The organism is Mycolicibacterium insubricum (assembly GCF_010731615.1).
Classification (GTDB): Bacteria; Actinomycetota; Actinomycetes; order Mycobacteriales; family Mycobacteriaceae; genus Mycobacterium; species Mycobacterium insubricum.
Window position 1 is genome coordinate 1,796,348 of sequence record NZ_AP022618.1, and the last position, 18,524, is coordinate 1,814,871.

General features: G+C 68.4%; 19 protein-coding genes. 16 read left to right on the forward strand and 3 right to left on the reverse strand.

Annotated features, from left to right (window positions below; all coding sequences use genetic code 11):
- On the reverse strand, positions 1–861 hold the full coding sequence (locus G6N16_RS08625; protein ID WP_110810932.1) for an MlaE family ABC transporter permease: 861 nt from the start codon (positions 859–861) through the stop codon (positions 1–3).
- On the reverse strand, positions 858–2,126 hold the full coding sequence (locus tag G6N16_RS08630; protein ID WP_163787829.1) for a cytochrome P450: 1,269 nt from the start codon (positions 2,124–2,126) through the stop codon (positions 858–860). Before G6N16_RS08630 ends, G6N16_RS08625 begins: the two co-directional genes overlap by 4 nt.
- A 133-nt stretch (positions 2,127–2,259) precedes the next feature.
- On the opposite strand from G6N16_RS08630, the gene G6N16_RS08635 reads away from it, so the two are divergent.
- The 4 genes from G6N16_RS08635 to G6N16_RS08650 are packed head-to-tail and all read left to right on the forward strand — an operon-like array spanning position 2,260 to position 6,528.
- Positions 2,260–3,051: an SDR family NAD(P)-dependent oxidoreductase gene (locus tag G6N16_RS08635; RefSeq protein WP_083032805.1), complete on the forward strand. Its 792-nt coding sequence runs from the start codon at positions 2,260–2,262 to the stop codon at positions 3,049–3,051.
- The gene (locus G6N16_RS08640) at positions 3,048–4,457 is read left to right on the forward strand and encodes an aromatic ring-hydroxylating oxygenase subunit alpha (protein WP_083032797.1); all 1,410 of its coding nucleotides are present in this window, start codon (positions 3,048–3,050) and stop codon (positions 4,455–4,457) included. Before G6N16_RS08635 ends, G6N16_RS08640 begins: the two co-directional genes overlap by 4 nt.
- Positions 4,447–5,142, forward strand: a complete 696-nt coding sequence (locus tag G6N16_RS08645; protein ID WP_234805977.1) for a TetR/AcrR family transcriptional regulator — start codon at positions 4,447–4,449, stop codon at positions 5,140–5,142. Before G6N16_RS08640 ends, G6N16_RS08645 begins: the two co-directional genes overlap by 11 nt.
- Positions 5,143–5,145: 3 nt before the next feature.
- A complete protein-coding gene (locus G6N16_RS08650; protein ID WP_163787830.1) occupies positions 5,146–6,528 on the forward strand; it encodes an aldehyde dehydrogenase family protein in 1,383 nt (460 codons plus the stop codon).
- A 42-nt stretch (positions 6,529–6,570) separates the two neighbouring features.
- Here G6N16_RS08650 and G6N16_RS08655 read toward each other — a convergent pair whose 3' ends face one another.
- Positions 6,571–8,010, reverse strand: coding sequence for an NAD-dependent succinate-semialdehyde dehydrogenase (locus G6N16_RS08655; protein ID WP_083032929.1), 1,440 nt, complete (start codon positions 8,008–8,010; stop codon positions 6,571–6,573).
- 91 nt (positions 8,011–8,101) lie between these two features.
- On the opposite strand from G6N16_RS08655, the gene G6N16_RS08660 reads away from it, so the two are divergent.
- The 12 genes from G6N16_RS08660 to G6N16_RS08715 all read left to right on the forward strand — a co-directional run bounded on the left by G6N16_RS08660 (position 8,102) and on the right by G6N16_RS08715 (position 18,468).
- Positions 8,102–9,556 (forward strand): carotenoid oxygenase family protein, encoded by a 1,455-nt coding sequence (locus G6N16_RS08660; RefSeq protein WP_083032930.1) that lies wholly within the window; start codon positions 8,102–8,104, stop codon positions 9,554–9,556.
- Positions 9,557–9,571: 15 nt separating this feature from the next.
- Positions 9,572–10,159, forward strand: a complete 588-nt coding sequence (locus G6N16_RS08665; protein WP_083032932.1) for a TetR/AcrR family transcriptional regulator — start codon at positions 9,572–9,574, stop codon at positions 10,157–10,159.
- A gap of 128 nt (positions 10,160–10,287) precedes the next feature.
- Entirely contained in the window at positions 10,288–11,253 is a 966-nt protein-coding gene (locus tag G6N16_RS08670) for a thiamine pyrophosphate-dependent dehydrogenase E1 component subunit alpha (RefSeq protein ID WP_197913097.1), read from the forward strand.
- A 4-nt stretch (positions 11,254–11,257) separates the two neighbouring features.
- Positions 11,258–12,301, forward strand: a complete 1,044-nt coding sequence (locus tag G6N16_RS08675; RefSeq protein ID WP_083032935.1) for an alpha-ketoacid dehydrogenase subunit beta — start codon at positions 11,258–11,260, stop codon at positions 12,299–12,301.
- A gap of 9 nt (positions 12,302–12,310) precedes the next feature.
- Positions 12,311–13,849: an AMP-binding protein gene (locus G6N16_RS08680; RefSeq protein WP_163787831.1), complete on the forward strand. Its 1,539-nt coding sequence runs from the start codon at positions 12,311–12,313 to the stop codon at positions 13,847–13,849.
- Positions 13,850–13,853: 4 nt separating this feature from the next.
- Positions 13,854–14,915: an acyl-CoA dehydrogenase family protein gene (locus tag G6N16_RS08685; RefSeq protein WP_083032938.1), complete on the forward strand. Its 1,062-nt coding sequence runs from the start codon at positions 13,854–13,856 to the stop codon at positions 14,913–14,915.
- Entirely contained in the window at positions 14,908–16,101 is a 1,194-nt protein-coding gene (locus G6N16_RS08690; RefSeq protein WP_234805984.1) for an acyl-CoA dehydrogenase family protein, read from the forward strand. Before G6N16_RS08685 ends, G6N16_RS08690 begins: the two co-directional genes overlap by 8 nt.
- Before the next feature lies 1 nt (position 16,102).
- Positions 16,103–16,447, forward strand: a complete 345-nt coding sequence (locus tag G6N16_RS08695; RefSeq protein ID WP_083032961.1) for a 2Fe-2S iron-sulfur cluster-binding protein — start codon at positions 16,103–16,105, stop codon at positions 16,445–16,447.
- A complete protein-coding gene (locus tag G6N16_RS08700; RefSeq protein ID WP_234805985.1) occupies positions 16,440–16,871 on the forward strand; it encodes a Zn-ribbon domain-containing OB-fold protein in 432 nt (143 codons plus the stop codon). The genes G6N16_RS08695 and G6N16_RS08700 overlap by 8 nt, the downstream gene beginning before the upstream one ends.
- A complete protein-coding gene (locus G6N16_RS08705; protein WP_083032941.1) occupies positions 16,868–18,013 on the forward strand; it encodes a thiolase family protein in 1,146 nt (381 codons plus the stop codon). Before G6N16_RS08700 ends, G6N16_RS08705 begins: the two co-directional genes overlap by 4 nt.
- Positions 18,014–18,022: 9 nt before the next feature.
- Positions 18,023–18,214 (forward strand): ferredoxin, encoded by a 192-nt coding sequence (locus G6N16_RS08710; protein WP_083032942.1) that lies wholly within the window; start codon positions 18,023–18,025, stop codon positions 18,212–18,214.
- A gap of 35 nt (positions 18,215–18,249) precedes the next feature.
- Positions 18,250–18,468 carry a lipoyl domain-containing protein gene (locus tag G6N16_RS08715; RefSeq protein WP_234805986.1) on the forward strand — a complete coding sequence of 73 codons (219 nt, stop codon included), beginning with the start codon at positions 18,250–18,252 and terminating at the stop codon, positions 18,466–18,468.
- The last annotated feature ends 56 nt before the right edge of the window (positions 18,469–18,524 follow it).

Below are 18,524 nucleotides of genomic sequence, written 5' to 3' on the forward strand. Positions count from 1 at the left end.
TCAGAAACTCGTCTTCGGGAAGAACACCAGGTACATCTGACTGATCAGCGCATTCGCCAGCAGCAACAGCAGGATCGACTGGACGACAGCGGCATTGACCGAGTTCGCCACACCGGCGGGACCGCCCCGGGTGTCCAGGCCCTTGTAGCAGGCGATGACGGCGACGATGACGCCGAACACGATGGCCTTGATCAGGGTGAGGACGAGGTCGTCGACGGTGGCGAACGACGAGAACGTCGTGGTGTAGCTGCCCGGCGTGCCGCCCTGCAGGATGACGGTGAACGCATAACCGGCGAGGAACCCGATGAAGCAGGTGAACCCGGTCAGCGCCACCGACACCAGCACGGCGGCGGCCAGCCGGGGCACCACGAGGCGGCGGATCACCGAGATCCCCATGACCTCCATGGCATCGGTTTCGTCGCGGATGGTCCGGGCGCCCAGGTCCGCGCTCATCGACGAGCCGACGGCGGCGGCCATCAGGATCGCCGCGACCAGCGGTGCGCCCTGTTTGATCACGGCCAGCCCGTTGGCCGCGCCGGCCAGTGCGGTGGCGCCGAGTTGTCCTGCAAGCAGGCTGAATTGGACGGCGAGCGTGACGCTGATGGGCACCGCGATGAACAACGTCGGCACCACGGCGGTACGCGCCATGAACACGGCCTGGTCGACGAACTCCCAGAACGGGAAGCGGCCCCGCACCAGATCGGCGGCCAGATACTGGACCGTGCGCACCGCGAGCACGCACTGACCGCCGACGGTTCGCAGCGAGGCGAGGGGGTGTCGGTCCAGATACCCCTGCCCCCAACGCAGCACCCGATCTGTTGCCGCGGTCTCGATATCCGCAACCCCGGGTGTCACGGTCAGTGGGCCCCGAAGATGAGGTTGAGCCGCTTGAGGCCACGCAGCATGAAGCTCGGCTCGTACTCGTAGTCGTTGTCGGCGGAGAGCTCGATGGTGGCGAACCGGCGGCCGATCTCCGCCAACGCGATTCGGGCCTGCAGCCGCGCCAGTGCGGCGCCCATGCAGGCGTGGATACCCTGGCCGAACGCCAGATGTGTTCGGGCGTTCGGTCGCTGCGGGTTGAACTCCTCGCCGTCGTCGTACTGCGACTCGTCGCGGTTGGCCGAACCGAAGACCAGCACGACCAGCGAGCCGGCCGGAATCGTGTAGTCGCCCAGGACCGCTTCGGCCTTGGTGATGCGGAACATCGACTGCACCGGTGTCAGGAAGCGCAGTGCCTCCTCGACCAGCAGGTCGGCGTGGGCGTCGGGGTCCTGCTGCAGCCAGCGCCACCACCGCGGGTTCAGTGCCAGCTGGTGCAGGGTGCCGGTCATCAGCTTGCGGGAGGTCTCGTTGCCCGCGATCAGGATCTGCTGGATGATGCTCAGCGCCGCGCCGGTGGTCAGTGGCTCGTCGTCGTTGGCGTTGGAGGCCTGCACCAGCCCGGTGAGCAGGTCGTCCTGCGGATTGGTGCGGCGATCCTCGAGTTCGGCGGCGAAGTAGCGCTGGTACTCCAGCAGGCTGCGGGCCTGCTCGAGGGCGCCGGCGTCGTCGATCTCCGCGCCGATGGTCAGTGCGAACTGGTCGGACCAGCGGCGGAAGTCGTCGATCCGGTCGTCGGCGACATTGAGCGCCTGGGCGATGATCCGCAGCGGCAGCGGCGCGGCGAACTGTTCGATGATCTCCACCGGCTCGCCGGTTGGCAACGCGGTGAGTAGTTCGTCGACGATGTCGCGGATCGCGGGCTCGCGCTGGGCGACGAAGCGAGGCGTGAACGCGCGGGACACCATCCGGCGGTAGTAGTGGTGCTCGGGCGGGTCCGCGGTGAGCAGCGTCGGGATCATGTCCCAGCCCTGTTCCTTGAGTGCCTCGACCTCTGCGGCCACCGAGGCCGGCGGCGGCATCTGCGGCAGGCCGAAGGCCGACGAGAACACCTCGTGGTTGTTCAGCGCGGTCGACACCAGCTCCCGCGAGGTGACGAACCACATTCCCCGCTCGGGGACGAAGTGCACGGGTTCTTCCGCGCGCAGTGCTCGGTACCACGGGTGGGGCTCCTGCATCGTCCGCGGATCCAGCGGATCGAACGACGCGATCGGGCAGGTGGCGGGTGGGCTGCTGATGTCGGTCAAGGCCTTCTCCAGGGTTGATCGGGCGAACCGCCAGGGGTTTGGGCTGCCCTCTTGACTAATTGGTGGACCAATATAATAGTGACGTGGACCATAAATCAACCCTCGGGCGGAACGTCGGGAAAGCGGGGATTCGGTGCCGACAGCAGTGGTGACGGGCGCGGGCAAGGGCATCGGCCGCGCCATTTCGGAGCGTCTGGCCGCCGCCGGCGCGGATGTCGTGGTGGTGGACATCGACCCGGTCGCGGCCGCCGAGGTGGCGGCCGCGACCGGCGGCCGTGCGGTGGTCTGCGACGTCACCGACGAGCAGTCGGTGGCGGCGGTGGCCGACGCGGTGGGTGCGGACTCCACGATCGACGTCCTGGTCAACAATGCCGGGATCTGGAGGTCGAACACCTTGGCGCAGAGCACCGTCGCAGAGGTCGACGCGGTCCTGCGGGTCAACGTCCTGGGCACTTGGCTGGTCACCCGCGCACTGCTGGATCGCTTCGCGCCCGGCGGCGCGATCGTCAACCTGACCTCGGTGCTGGCCGAACTCGGTGGCGCCGGGCGCGGGATCTATCCGGCGTCGAAGGCGGCGCTGGTCGCCCTCACCAAACAGATGGCGACCGAGTATGCGCCGCTGGGTATCCGGGTCAATGCGGTGGGCCCGGGCCTGATTCTCACCGACGGCACCGCCGGTGAGTTCGCCGATCCGGGACTGCGGTCGGCCATCGGCGCATCGATGCCGCTGGGCCGGCTCGGCGAACCCGACGACGTCGCCGATGCGGTGGCCTTCCTCGCCTCACCGCGGGCCGGCTACATCACCGGCCAGGTGCTCTACGTCGACGGCGGTTGGGGCATCAACGGATCGGCATTCATCGGGACCGCCGTGGCGCATTACCTGGCGGGATCGGCGGCCGGACCTCAGACGGAGGAGACACTGTGACCCAGACGACCGGCAGGACCGGCCCCGACGCGACCGCTCCGGGCCAGGCACGATCGGCCGGCCCGACCGTGCAGAGCCTGCTCGCCGAGGACACCCGCGAGGTACCGGCACCGCTGCGGGAGGAATCGTATGAATTCCTCGGCTCCGCCGACATCGACAAGGAGCGCTACTACAGCGCGGAGTTCCACCGCCTCGAGGTGGATCGGATGTGGCGCAAGGTTTGGCAGCTGGCGTGCCGCGAGGAGGACATCCCCGAGCCGGGGGACTACCACGTCTACGACCTGGCCGACATGTCGTTGATCGTGGTCCGCACCGCCGCGGGGGAGATCAAGGCATTCCACAACTCCTGCCTGCACCGCGGCACCCGACTGTGCGACGACGCGGGCCGGGTCAACCAGCTGCGCTGCCCCTTCCACGGATTCACCTGGAGCCTGGAGGGCGACCTCACCGACGTGCCCGGGCGGTGGGACTTCCCGCATGTCGACGACGCGGAATTTGCGCTTCCGCAGGCCCGCACCGGCGTCTGGGCCGGCTTCGTCTTCGTCAACCCCGACCCGGACTCCGCCCCGCTCTCGGACTACCTCGGTGACCTGGAGCAGCATCTCGCGCCGTTCCGCCTGCAGGACCGGTACAAGGCGGTGCACGTCGCCAAGGTCATCGACTGCAACTGGAAGGTCGGCATGGAGGCCTTCCTGGAGTCCTACCATGTGATCGCCACGCATCCCCAGTTGCTGGAGTACCTCGGCGACGCCAACACACAGTACGACGTCTACACCCGGTCCGACGGCCTGCCCGGGTTCAACCGGATGATCACGCCGCAGGCGACGACCAGCCCGCATCTGGAACCGCTGGAGCCCCAGGACGTACTCGACGCGATGTTCCGGGATTTCCTGCCGGAGGGTGTCGGGGCGTTCGAGGTGCCCGAGGGCCAATCGGCACGCCCGATCGTCGCTGCGGCGATGCGCGACGAGCTGGCGAAGAACACCGGCGCCGACCTGTCGGGCACCAGCGACTCGGAGATCGTCGATGCCATCCAGTACTTCATGTTTCCCAACATGGTCCCGTGGGCGGGTATCGGTGCGCCGCTGACCTATCGGTTCCGTCCCTACGGCAACGATCCGGACCGGTGCATCTTCGACATCATGCTGCTGATCCCGCTGCCGCCGGGCGTGCCCAAACCGCAGGCGACCCCGATCCACTGGCTCGGGCCCGACGAGGACTACAGCGCCGCGCCGGAGCTGGGCGGACTGTGTGCGGTGTTCAACCAGGACTTGTCCAACATGCCCCAGGTACAACGCGGTTTGCGGTCGATGACCAAACCCGGTGTGACGCTGGCCAATTACCAGGAAGTGCGGATCCGTCAATTTCACCAGGACCTCGATCGGTACATCGCCGGTGACCACTGAACTGCCCGCGAGTGTCCCGCGGATCACCGCGCTGCGCGATGATATCGGGATGAGCGAGGACACCAGCACGCGATCGGGACCGGGGCGACCGGCGGGGACCGACAGTGGCGACACCCGTCAGCGGGTGCTCGACGCGGCTTGCCGGTGTTTCGCCCAGTACGGCTACGGACCGGCCACCAACAGCCTGATCGCGGAGATGGCGGGCGTCACCGCAGGTTCGCTGCATTACCACTTCGGGACCAAGAGCAGTCTCTTCGACGCCGTCTGCGACTACGTGTACGGAAAAATCATCGCGCGCTCGGTGGAGGTGCTGGCCGGCCCGCACTCGGTGCGCGGCCTGCTGCGGGCGGTGCTCGCCGAATCGATGCGGATCAACCACGAATCGCCGGAGCTGGCCGGCTTCGTGGCCACCGCACCTATTGACGCCCGGCGCCATCCCGAGTTGTCCGCGCCGTTCGCCAAGCAGGCCCAGGCCATGTCGAGCACGGTGGCGCGGGCGGTGACCGCCGGACAACGGGCGGGCCGCATCCCCGCCGACCTGGACACCGAAACCGTTGTGGGAATGGTCATCGCGATCGTCGACGGCTTCGCCCACGCCGCAGCCCAGACCGACGTCGCCGCCATGGACTCGATGAACGAACTGTTCGGCAGCCTGCTCCTCGACGAGCCCGATCGCGCGCCCTAACCGATGCCCACCGCCCAGAACAGCGACGCGGCGGCGACGGTGCACCGGCTGCGGCAGACCTTCGACACCGGCAGAACCCTCGATGTCGGCTGGCGTCGGAGTCAACTGCGCGGGGTCGCCGAGATGCTCAGCGCCAACGGCGACGCCATCGTGGACGCGGTCGCCGCCGATCTGCGCCGCACGCCCTTCGAAACCTGGCTGGCCGAGATCGTCGCGACGGTCAACGAGGCTCGCTACGCCGCGCGTAACGTCGGCCGCTGGACCCGGCGCCGGCATCGGCTGCTGGAGTGGACCCAGCTGCCCGGACGGGCCTGGATCGAGTACGAGCCGTACGGCACGGTGCTGATCGTCGGCCCGTGGAACGTCCCGTTCCAACTCTCCCTGACGCCGGCGATCGGTGCGCTCGCGGCGGGAAACACCGTGGTGGTCAAGCCGTCCGAACTCGCCCCGGCCTCTTCGCGGCTGATGGCCGAGCTGATCCCGCGCTACCTCGATCCCGAGGCGGTGGCCGTGGTCGAGGGCGACGGCTCCGTCACCCAGGATCTCATCGGGCAGGGCCTGGACCGGATCCTGTTCACCGGCGGCACCGCGATCGGTCACAAGATCATGGCGGCCGCGGCCGAGCACCTGACCCCGGTCACTCTCGAGCTGGGCGGCAAGAGCCCGGTGATCGTCGCCGAGGACGCCGACGTGAAGACCGCCGCCCGCCGGATCGCCTGGATCAAGCTGATGAACTCCGGACAGGTCTGCGTCGCCCCCGACTACGTCCTGGTGCACCGAGCCGTCCGTGACCGGTTCGTCGACGAGATCCGCGCAGCCATCACAGAATTCCGCGCGGGGTCCACCGCCGGGCTGCCCATCGTCAACGAACGGCAATTCACCCGTCTGGCCGCAGCGCTTGCCGCCACCAGGGGGGCCGTCGTCGTCGGCGGTGAGGCCGACGCGGATTCCCTGACGATCCAGCCCACCGTCGTCGCCGAACCCGACCCGGCGGAACCGCTGATGGCCGACGAGATCTTCGGCCCGATCCTTCCGGTACTCACCGTCGAATCCACCGACGACGCTATCGAATTCGTCCGGCAGCGGCCCAAACCCCTCGCCGCGTACCTGTTCACCGGCTCCAAGGCGACCCGGGAAGAGGTCGTTCGCCGGGTACCGGCCGGCGGTGTGGTGGTCAACCAGCTCCTGCTGCAGGTGGCGACCGCGAAGATGCCGTTCGGCGGTGTTGGGCCGTCGGGCATGGGCGCCTATCACGGCAGGTTCGGCTTCGAGGAGTTCAGTCACCGGAAATCGGTGCTCACCAAGCCGACCCGACCGGACCTGACGTCGATGTTCTATCCGCCGTACACGGACCGGCGATTCCGGCTGCTGCGCCGGATGGTGTGACGCCCGCCCGCCCGCCCGGTCGGTCCGCAGCGGGAGCCTGGTTCAGCCCTTGTCGAGGGCGAGGTACTTGACCTCCAGGTACTCGCGGATGCCTTCGAATCCGCCTTCGCGGCCCAGCCCCGACTGCTTGACTCCGCCGAACGGTGCGGCGGCGTTGGACACCAGCCCGCGGTTGATGCCGATCATCCCGGCTTGCAGCGTCTCGGCGACCCGGAACGTGCGGCGCAGGTCGTTGGTGAACAGGTAGTCGACCAGGCCGTACTCGGTGTCGTTGCTCGCTGCGACTGCCTGTTCCTCGGTGTCGAAGGTGGAGATCGCCAGCACCGGCCCGAAGATCTCTTCGCGGGCGATGCGCGACCCGGCTGGCACATCGGTCAATACCGTTGGCGGATAGAAGAATCCGGGGCCTTGGGGCAGCTCGGCACCGCACCGCGCCCGGGCGCCGTCATCGATCGCGTCGGTCACCAGCCGGTGCACTCGCTGGCGCTGGCGCGCGTTGATCATCGGGCCCAGGTCGACTCCGGGTTCGGTTCCCGGTCCGGTGCGCATGGCGCGCACTCGCTGCAGGACCCTGTCGGTGAAGGCCTCGGCTATGCCATCCTGCACGAGGATCCGGTTGGCGGCTACGCAGGACTGTCCGCCGTTGCGGAACTTCGCCAGCATCACGCCGTCCACGGCGGAGTCCAGGTCGGCATCGTCGAAGACCACGAATGCCGAGTTCCCGCCGAGTTCCATCGAGGTGCGCACCACGTTGGCCGCGGCGCCGGCCAGCAGGATCCGGCCGACCGGCGTGGAGCCGGTGAACGACACCTTGCGCAGCCGGGTGTCGGCCAGCAGGGCCGAACTGAGGTCCGCGGGGCGGCCGGTGGGAACCACGTTGACCACGCCCGGCGCGACGCCGACGTCGTGGAGAACCCGGGTGAGAAGCAGGGCGGCCAGCGGAGCCTCCTCGGCGGGTTTGACGACGACGGTGCACCCGGCCGCCAGCGCGGGCCCGATCTTGCGGGTGATCATCGCCAGCGGAAAATTCCACGGTGCGATCAGCAGGCTGGGGCCGACTGGCTGTTGCAGCGTCAGGATCCGGGCGTCGGCCTCCGGGGTGGTGCGGACCTCGCCGGAGATCCGCACCGTCTGCTCGGCGAACCAGCGCAGGAACTGGGCGGCGTAGTGCACCTCGCCGCGGGATTCGGCGAGCGGCTTGCCCATCTCCGCGGTGATCACCGCGGCGAATTCTTCGGTGCGGGCGACGACTTCTCGATAGGCGGCGGCCAGCAGGTCCGCGCGCTCGCGCGCCGGGGTCCCCGCCCACCGGGGTGCGGCACCGGACGCCGCGGTGAGTGCCTGCAGGCCGTCGGCGGCGGTGCCGTCGGCGACCTCGGCGATGCCCGCGCCGGTGGCGGGATCGAGCACGGTGAACGTCGCCCCGTCGGCCGCCGGCTGCCAGCGTCCGCCGATGTAGCAGTCGGTGGGCACATTCATCATGGTGTTCCCCTTCGTGCGCTCGGACAGTACACTTCTGTACTGATAGTAAAACAATATCGTATGCAGCTGTGCATTGACGCCGGGAGAAGCCATGGATGCCACCCTGATTCGGGAAAGCCCGTTCCTGACCGGACATCACTGTCCCAACAGGATGGAGGTGGATGCGCCGGACCTGGTGATCCGCGGTGAGCTGCCGACGGATCTGGCCGGGGTGTTCTACCGAAACGGGGCCGAGCCGCTCTACCCGCCCACCGACGAGGACTACCACTGGTTCGACGGCGACGGCATGGTCTACGCCTTCTACATCGAGAACGGCCGGATATCGCTGCGCAACCGCTGGGTGCGCACCGACAAGTTCCTGCTGGAACAGGGGCGGGGCCGCAGGCTTTTCGGCGTACTGGGCAACCCGATGACCACCGATCCGGCGGCGGCGGGCACCCGCTACAACACCGCCAACACCAACGTCATCATCCACGGCGGCAAGCTGCTGGCCCTGATGGAGGGTGCTCCGCCGGTGGCCCTGGACCCGCGCACCCTCGACACACTGGGGGAGCACACTTACGACGGTCTCATCACCACGACGTTCTCCGCCCATCCGAAGGTCGACTACGCCACCGGCGAACTGATCAACATCGGCAACGCTGTGCACGGCTTGGGCGGAGACGCCGTGATCCGTTACGACATCATCGATTTCGACGGCAAACCCGTGGTCACCGAGTTGATCCCGGTGCCGCACATGACCATGATGCACACCTTCTTCGTCACCGAGAACTGGGTGGTGTTCCCGGTGATGCCCCTTGAACTGAGCCTGGAGCGGGTGATGCGCGGCGGACCGATGACGGCGTGGGTGCCGGGTCGGCCGAGCAAGCTCGGCCTGATGCCGCGGCGCGGTACCGCCGCCGACGTGCGCTGGATGGAGGTCGAGCCGCGCCACATGCTGCACGAGGCCAACGTGTGGGAACAGGACGGCAAGATCATCGCCGACGTGGCCGCCGCCGAGGGCACCGCACTGTTCCCCGACGTCGACGGCAACCGGGCCAGTCACGCCGATACACGGCAGAGTCTGCGTCGGTGGACCATCGACCCGCAGGCGAAGACGGACACGCTCGACGAACAGATCATCAACGACCGTGACATTCAGTTCCCGCGGCCCGACGACCGGCTGATGGCCCATCTCAGCCGGCACGCGTTCGCCAACAGCAACCTGCACTCGCGCGACGGCCGGGTCGACGGCATGGACTCGGCGCTGCGGATAGACACCCGGACCGGCGCCGAGGACCTTTATCATTTCGGTCCCGGAACGGCCGTCGGCGAACTGATCTTCGCCCCGCGGGTGGGCAGCACGGGGGAGCTCGACGGCTACGCGCTGACCCTGGTGCACAGGGAGGGTTCCCGGGAGAGCGAACTGGTGGTCTTCAATGCCGCCGATATCGCCTCGGGCCCCGTTGCCAGCGCGGTCATCCCGTTTGGGGTGCCCAGTGGATTCCACTGCAGCTACTACAGTGTGGATAGCCCGCTGTATCGGCAGGCATTCGCAGACGCGTAGACGGGAGGCGGCGCGGTGGACGCGGTGAGTTCGGCGCTGAGCGCCCGCCACACCGCGGAGGCGCGCCGCGAGCAGGAGATCCTGGACGTGGTCCTGGACATGCTCGCCGAAAGCGGCTACGAGGGTCTGCGGCTCGATGTGCTCGCCCGCCGGGCCCGGGCCAGCAAGGCCACCATCTACGGCCGTTGGGGTGGGAAGAAGGCACTGGTCCTCGACGCGATCCGGTACTCCGTTCGTCCCGTCGGCGATATCGACACCGGCGAGTTGCGCGCCGACCTGATCGCGATCGGCCGCGCCGTGGACCACTCCAAGAAGCGCTCGGCGGGCTTCATGCTTGCCATCGGTCACACCGCGACCGTGGATCCGGACTTCGCACGCTCGGTACAGGAGAACCTGGGTGCCCCGGTGATCGCCGCCACCCGCAAGGCGATCACCGCTGCCGTGGAACGCGGCGAAATCAACCCGTCGGCACTGGAGCTCAAATACATTGCCGACGTCCTGCCCTCGCTGGCGCTGGGGCGCCGGATGTTCGGCGTCCCCGGACGGTTCGACGTCGAGGACGTCGTCGACACCATCGTCTTGCCCGCGCTGCGCAACGCGTAGATCGCTTCGCCCCGGGCGCCGAACGTCGCGGACGCGACGTCGCCGCCACCATCGAAACCCCCGGTTGACACGGCGATGTGACCGCTGTTACTAATTAATTGACTGACCGACTAATAGACGGGATGCTGATGACGCTTGCGCCGGCAGAGCTGACACGGATCTTCATCACCGCCACCAGGATCAAGGTCTGCGACGAGAAGTTCCGCTCGCTGATCCTGACCGGCCAGGTGAGCGCCCAGTACTACTCGCCCCGCGGCCAGGAGATTGTGGCCGCCTCGGTCGGGGCGGCACTGCGCTCCGACGACTACCTGGTCACCACCTACCGCGGCCTGCACGACCAGCTCGCCAAGGGCGTGCCGATGCGGGAGCTGTGGGCGGAGTTCTTCGGCAAGGCCACGGGCACCTGCAAGGGCAAGGGCGGCCCCATGCACATCACCCATCCGGACTCCGGCCTGATGGTGACCACCGGCATCGTCGGCAGCGGCCTGCCGATCGCCAACGGCCTGGCCCTGGCCGCCCAGCTACAGGAAACCGGCCGGGTCACCGTCGTCAACTTCGGTGACGGTGCCACCAACATCGGGGCGTTCCACGAGGCCTGCAACCTGGCCTCGCTGTGGCGGCTGCCGGTCGTGTTCTGCTGTCACAACAACCACTACGCCGAACACACCGCCTTCGAAGACGGCACCAGCGTGGACCGGGTGGCCGATCGCGCTGCCTCTTACAAGATGCCCGGCGTCCGGGTCGACGGCAACGACCCCGTCGCCATGTACGACGCGGCGCGCACCGCCGTGGACCGGGCCCGCGCCGGGGACGGGCCGACTCTGCTGGAGGCCATGACCTTCCGGTTCTACGGGCACCAGATGTCGGACCAGAACGAATACATGAAACCCGGTGAACTGCAGGCCCGGCGCGCCGAGGACCCGGTGCTGCGGATGCGCGCGGCCCTGATCGCCGACGGCGTGCTCACCGAAGACGAAGCCGCGGCCATCGAGGTGCAGGCGAAGGCCGAAGTGCAGGACGCCTTCGAATTCGCCGAAGCCAGCCCGGTCCCCGACCTTGCCGAGTTGCTGACCGATGTCTACGAAGGGGTATGACGCGATGACCGCCGAAACAGGCAGCGAAACCGTGGAAACGACGCCGATGCTCGGCTTCCAGGCCCTCGGCTCGGCCCTTGACGACGCGCTGGCCCGCGACCCGTCGGTGATCCTGCTGGGTGAAGACATCGCCGACCCCAGCGGCGGCGTCTTCAAGGTGTCCGCCGGGCTCTCCACCAAGTACGGCACCGACCGGGTACGCGCGACCCCGATCAGCGAGCAGGCCATCGTGGGAGCGGCCGTGGGCGCCGCGATAGCCGGCATGAAACCGGTCGCCGAGATCATGCTCATGGACTTTTTGGCCGTGTGCATGGACCAGGTGTCCAATCACGCCGCGAAACTCCGCTACATGTCCGGCGGCCAGACGACCGTGCCGTTGACCATCCGCTGCGCCGCCGGCGCCGGAATGCAGTTCGGGGCACAGCATTCCGAGATGCTGGAGGCGTGGCTCACCCACATTCCCGGCCTGAAGGTCGTGGTGCCCAGCAACCCCGCCGACGCCAAGGGACTGCTCACCGCGGCGATCTTCGACCCCGACCCGGTGGTGGTCGTCGAGCAGAGCCTGCTGTACTTCGCGCCCCCGCAGCCCGTTCCGGTCGGCCACCACGTCGTGCCGCTCGGATCCGCGGCGACGGTCCGCGCGGGCAATGACATCACCCTGATCAGCTACGGCCGCCAGGTGCACACCGCGCTGGCCGCCGCCGAGGCGCTGGCGCGGGAGTCGGTGGACGCCGAGGTGATCGACCTGCGCTCGCTCGTCCCGCTGGACGAGAGCCGGATTCTGGAATCGGTGGCCCGGACCAAGCACGCTGTGGTGATCCACGAGGCCGTGCGCCGCGGTGGATTCGGCGCCGAACTCGCCGCGATGATCACCGAGAACCTGTTCGACGAGCTCGGGGCCCCAGTGCAGCGGGTCGCCGGCCCGGTTACCCCGATTCCCTTTGCGAAGACGCTCGAGGACGCCTTCGTACCGGGTGAGGACGCCATCGTGGCCGCGGCGCGCTCAGCCCTGGCACGGTCGCGCGCCACCGCGGGAACACACGGCTAACCTCCCGTGGTGCATGCGATCGAGCAATACGCGCGCCGGGATCCGGCCGCGGTGGCGCTGTCCGACGGCTCGACCTCGTGGACCTGGGCGCAGCTCAACGCCCACCTGAACCGGACGGTGAATTGGCTTCTGGCGCAGCAGGTTCCACAGGGACAGCGAGTGGCCGTGATGGGCACCAACAGCGCACACGTCGCGCTGGCGCACCTGGCCACTACTTACGCCGGGTTGTCCGCGGTACCGGTGAACTATCACCTGACCGCTGACGAGGTCGGCTACATCTTGCGCGACGCCGCCGTGCACACGGTGCTGTGCAGCGCCGACGTGGCCGCGACCGTCCGCGCGGCGGCAGACGTCGCGGTGCTGGCCTGGGGCGCCGCCGGACCCCCGGGTGCCCCGGACGTACCGGACTTCGACGCCGCGATCGCGCAGTGCCCGGACACCGAACCGTCCGCCGACATCGCGCCCGCCAAGCCGCTGTACTACACGTCGGGAACCACCGGCTATCCCAAGGGCGTCGAACTGCCCGACCAGATGTTCCCCGGCGGCGCGTCGATGGTCGAATACGTCCAGCGCGTGGTCGATTCACCGGTCCGCACACCCGGCAAGCATCTGGTGGTGGCCCCCATGCACCACACCGGACCGATGACCGGGGTGCGCGGCATCCTCGCCGGCTCACCGCTGGTGATCGTGCCGAAGTTCGACGCCGAGCGGGTGCTCGCCACCATCGAACGCGAACGCACCGAAGCCACCATGATGGTGCCCACCCACTTCTCCCGCCTGCTGGCTCTGCCGGCCGAGGTCCGCGAACGCCACGACGTCGCCAGCATGCGCAGCATCGTGCACACCGGTGCGGCCTGCCCGGTCGAGGTGAAGCAGGCGATGATCGACTGGTTCGGCCCGATCCTCGTCGAGGCGTACGGCTCCACCGAGGCCGGCACCGTCACGCTGATCAACTCGACCGAGTGGCTCGAGCACCCGGGTTCGGTGGGACGGGCCATGCCCGGCTACGAGCTGAGCATCCGCTCCGAGGACGGTGATCCACTTCCCGTCGGGGCGGCCGGTCTGGTCTGTGTCCGGTCGACCAGCGACCATCGCCCGAGCTATCACGGCGACCCGGAGAAGACCCGACGCAGTTACGTCGCCGACGGCGTCTTCGCGCTCGGCGAGATCGGCTACCTCGACGCCGACGGCTACCTGTTCCTGACCGACCGTGCCTCCGACATGGTCGTCAGCGGCGGCGTGAACATTTATCCCGCCGAGTCCGAGGCCGTGCTGCGCCGGCACCCGGGAGTCGTCGACGTCGCCGTCATCGGCATTCCGCACGACGACCTGGGCGAACAACTGTGTGCCCTGGTGGTCAGCGACGACCCCGGTCTCGATCCCGCCGAACTGGCCTGCTGGACACGAGAACGGTTGGCGCACTACAAGTGTCCGAACTTAGTCGAGATGGTCGACTTCGATCTGCGATCGGTGATGGGGAAATTGAACAAGCGGCAGCTGCGGGACCGGTATCTGGCCGGGATGCACCCCGCGGGGATCGGTGGGTAGGGCGATGACAGATACCGCCGAACTGACACGGACGGCCGGATCCGGCGAGTTCGTGTTCACCGAGGAACACGACGCTCTGCGCGATGTGCTCGGCGACTTCTTCGCCGACGCAGGCGAGACCGGTTGGCACAGGTTGCTCTCCGACGTCGGCGTCGACGAGATCGTCTTCGACACCGGCGAATCCACCGCCGTCGACCTGACGATCCTCGCCGAGCAGGCAGGCGCGGCGCTGTTCGGCGGCCCGCTGCTGCCCGGCGTGGCCGTGGGCGCACTGGCGGCATATGCGGGCGATACGTCGCTGGTCGAGCCGCTGCGCGACGGTACTCGGACGGTCGGCTTCGCCGGCCCCGAAGCCGAACTCGGTACGAATGCGTCCGGCGGTGTCGACGCGCTGCTGCAACCGATCTGGAACGGCCCCGGCGCCGACCGCGTCCTGGTCACCGGGACCCTCGACGGCGCACCCGCGGTAGCCCTGATCACCGGTATCGACAGCGCGGTCGAGGAGCTCTCCGGACTGGACCTGTCTCGACCGCTGGGCAGACTGGCGATCACCGGCGTCGAACCGACGGTGCTGCTTCGCGGTGACGACGCCGAGGCGGCGGCGGCCGCGATCGCCCGGCGCACCGGCCTGCTGACCGCGGCGGAGCTGCTCGGTGCGGCCCAGCACGTCCTGGACGGCACGGTCGGATACGTCGACAAACGGGTCCAATTCGGCCGCACCATCGGTTCTTTCCAAGCGGTCAAACATCGCCTGGTTGATCTGCTGGCCGCGGTCGAACTCACCCGCTCAGCCGTCTACGGTGCGGCCTGGCGGCTCACCGACGATCCGGGGTCCCCGGGCACCGACATCGACCTGGCCGTGGCGGCGGTACTGTCCCGGCAGACGGCGCTGGCCGTCACCAAGGCCGCCGTCCAGCTGCACGGTGGCATCGCCATCACCTGGGAGCACTGGGCACACCGCTATCTGCGGAGAGCCAACTCGACGGTCGCGCTGACCGGTTCACCGAGCGCGTGGCGGCAGCGCCTGGCCGACCTCATCGATCGACGGGACGGATACGGTGTCTGAAGAACTTCGCGCCGAGGTGCAAGCCTGGGTCGGCGAACATCTCCCCGGGAAATTTCGCGACGCCGTGGCGCCCGGCAGCCTCGCGCTGCTGGCCGACATCGACGCCGAGGCCGCCGCCGCCTGGTACGCCGCACTGGGCGAGCGCGGCTACACCGTGCCGCACTGGCCGCGCGAACACGGTGGTCTCGGCTACAGCGAGCAACAGGCCGCGGTGGTCCGATCGGTACTCGTCGAGCAGGGCGCGGGTCTGCCGGATCACTACTTCGTCCCGCTGATGCTGATCGGGCCGGCCATCATGGCCTGGGGCACCCCCGAACAGCAGCGCACCTACCTGCCCGGGATCGTCGCCGGCGCCGGCATGTGGTGCCAGCTCTTCAGCGAACCGGGAGCGGGTTCGGACCTGGCCAGCCTGGCCACCCGCGCGGTGCCCGAAGACGGTCGGGCCTGGCGGGTCAACGGTCAGAAGGTATGGAGCTCGTTCGCCACCGAGTCCCGCTATGGGATGCTGCTGGCGCGCACCGATCCGGATCAGCCGAAAAACGCGGGAATCACCTGCTTTCTGGTCGACATGACGGCGCCGGGTGTGACCGTTCGCCCGCTGCGCCAACTCACCGGCGACGAGCACTTCTGCGAGGTGTTCCTCGAAGATCTGATGCTCGGACCCGAAACCGTCCTCGGACCGGTCAACGAGGGCTGGCGCGTCGCCATGACCACCCTGAACGCCGAACGTTCCGGGCTCTCGGAAACCTCCAGCGCCAGCGGATACCCGCTGCAACCGGTACTCGAGCTGGCTCGGCGCACCGGACGCTGGAGAGATCCCCTGGTCCGAGACCGGCTGACGGACCTGTTCGTTACCGAACATGCACTGGCACTGACCAACCTGCGTTCGGTTGCCGAGTCCCGCACCTCCGGCGGATCCCCCACGGGGTCGATCACCAAGCTGGTGCTCTCGGAGCTCTCCCAGGAGATCAGCGAACTCGGCTTCGAACTGGGCGCAGCGCAGGCGGCGTACTGGGACGACGTCATGCCGCCGGAGACCCATGCGCTCCTGGACAGCCGTCGATTCACCATCGCCGGTGGAACGTCGGAAGTGCAGCGCAACATCGTCGGTGAGCGGGTGCTGGGCCTGGAACGGGAGATCGATCCGGGACGCGGCAAGCCGTGGCGTGAACTCCGGCGCGGTTGACGTGCCAACCGTCACCGTCGCGCCGTCCGGAATCACCTTCGAGGCCGCTCCGGGCCAGACGGTGATGGCCGCCGCGGTGGCTGCCGGCCTGCGCTGGCCGACGGTCTGCGGCGGAAACGGCGACTGCCTGGTCTGCCACGTCGGGGTCTTGGCGGGAGCCCAGCACCTGGCCGAACCCTCGGCGGCCGAGACACAGGCGGTGCGCAACCTCAGGGGAGATCGGGGCGGGCGCGGCGAGCATGTCCGGTTGGCCTGCCAGGCGGGCGTGCTGGGCGACGTAGTTGTGGAAAAGCGTGGCGTCCGGAGACAGCGCAACCAGACAGAACAGGAGGAGTCGAGTGGCTGAGCTCATCGATCCCGGCATCATGGAGGTCGTCGACGGCCGGCTCAGGCTGCTCGGCGGCCGCTGCGGCGCCTGCGGCGAGGTCGAATTCCCACGCAAGCAGTCGTGCCGCGACTGCGGCGGGGCGGACATCACCGACATGCCGCTGGCCGACCACGGCGTGCTGTGGAGCTGGACCGTGCAACGGTTTCCGCCACCGAGCCCCCCGTACTACGGCCCCGCCGACGAGTTCGTGCCATTCGGCGTGGGCTACGTGGAACTTCTCGGTGAGGTCGTCGTGGAGACACGGCTGACGGAATCGGACCCGGACCGGTTGCGGATCGGCATGCCGATGGTGCTCACCGGCGTCGACGTCGTCACCGAATCCGGCGAGATCGCCCAGACTTTCGCCTTTGCACCGGCTGGAGAACAGGGAGATCCGTCATGACATCGGTGGCAATCGTCGGTGTCGGTTGCCGGCCGTTCGGGCGCTTCCAGGACACCTCGGTACGGGCCGAAGCGGTCACCGCGGTGCGCCAGGCGCTGGCCGATGCATCGGTGACCTGGCCGCAGATCGACTACGCCGTCGGCGGCAGCATGTCCGCCGGCACCGCCGACACCTTGGTGTCGGACCTTGGACTGACCGGCGTCCCGTTCCTCAACGTCATCAACGGCTGTGCGACGGGCAGCAGTTCCCTCATCTCCGCCGTGCACACCATCGAGGCCGGGGCGGCCGATCTCGCCGTGGTGGTCGGATTCGACTCGCACCCGCGCGGCGCGTTCACCATCGACCCGGCCGCGCTGGGGCTCGGCGACTGGTACGGGCCGACAGGTCTGGCACTGACCTCGCAATTCTTCGCACTGAAGATCCGGCGCTATCTGCATGAATTCGGTCTGCCGGCACGGCTGCTGGCCGCGGTGGCGGCGAAGGCATTCCGCAACGGATCGCTCAATCCCAACGCCTGGCGGCGGAAACCGCTGTCGGAGGCCGACATCGCGGCGTCGATGATGCTGTCGGATCCGCTGCGGCAGTACATGCTGTGCTCGCCGGGCGACGGCGCCACCGCCCTGGTGTTGTGCAACGCGAAGAAAGCCAAGCAGCTGAGCCCCCACCCGGTGTACGTCGCGTCGTCGGTGGTGCGCACACGTCGTCCCGGATCCTTCGAGGTCCTCAGCCCGTCGCTGTCGATTCGCCGCGGGGTCAGCCCGACCGTCGACGCCGCGGCCGCCGCATTCGAGCAGGCCGGTATCGGGCCCGCCGACGTCGATCTGGCCCAATTGCAAGACACCGATGCCGGCGCCGAGATCATCCATATGGCCGAGACCGGGCTGTGCGCCGATGGCGAACAGACCGAGCTCATCGACTCCGGTGCAACCGAACTCACCGGCCGCCTGCCGATCAACACCGACGGCGGCTGTCTGGCCAACGGTGAACCGATCGGCGCGTCGGGCCTGCGGCAGATCCACGAGAACGTGCTGCAACTGCGCGGTGCCGCCGGCGATCGGCAGGTCGCCGGGCAACCCCGAGTGGCACTGTCCCACGTCTACGGGGCGCCCGGGCTGAGCGGCTGCACGGTTCTCACCAGATAGGAGTAGGCGATGAAGGTGACCGTCGACACCGACCGGTGCGTTGGAAACGGCGTGTGCGAGGCCCTGTCGCCCGACCTCTTCCAGGTCGGCGACAACGGACAGGCCGAAGTGCTCGTCGAGCAGATACCCGCAGAGCAAGAAGCCTCGGTGCGACAGACGGTGGATTCCTGCCCCGCACTCGCACTGAGATTGTCCGGCTGAACGAACCCGAAAGGCGCGAACACGTGGATATAAAAATGCCGAAACTCGACGTGACGATGACCGAGGGATCCTTCCTCGGCTGGCTGGTGCCCGACGGCGCGGCCGTCGCCGAGGGCGAGGACCTCTATTCGGTCGGTACCGACAAGGTCACGGTCGACATTCCAGCCCCGTGCGCCGGTGTGCTCCGCTACGGCGATGCGGTGGAAGACGAAACATACTCGGTCGGAACGGTTCTAGGCGCCCTGCAGACGTAGGGGTGCCGCCGGCCGCGGCACCGGGCCGCCGGCGAACGGTAGGCCGTGCGTGACAA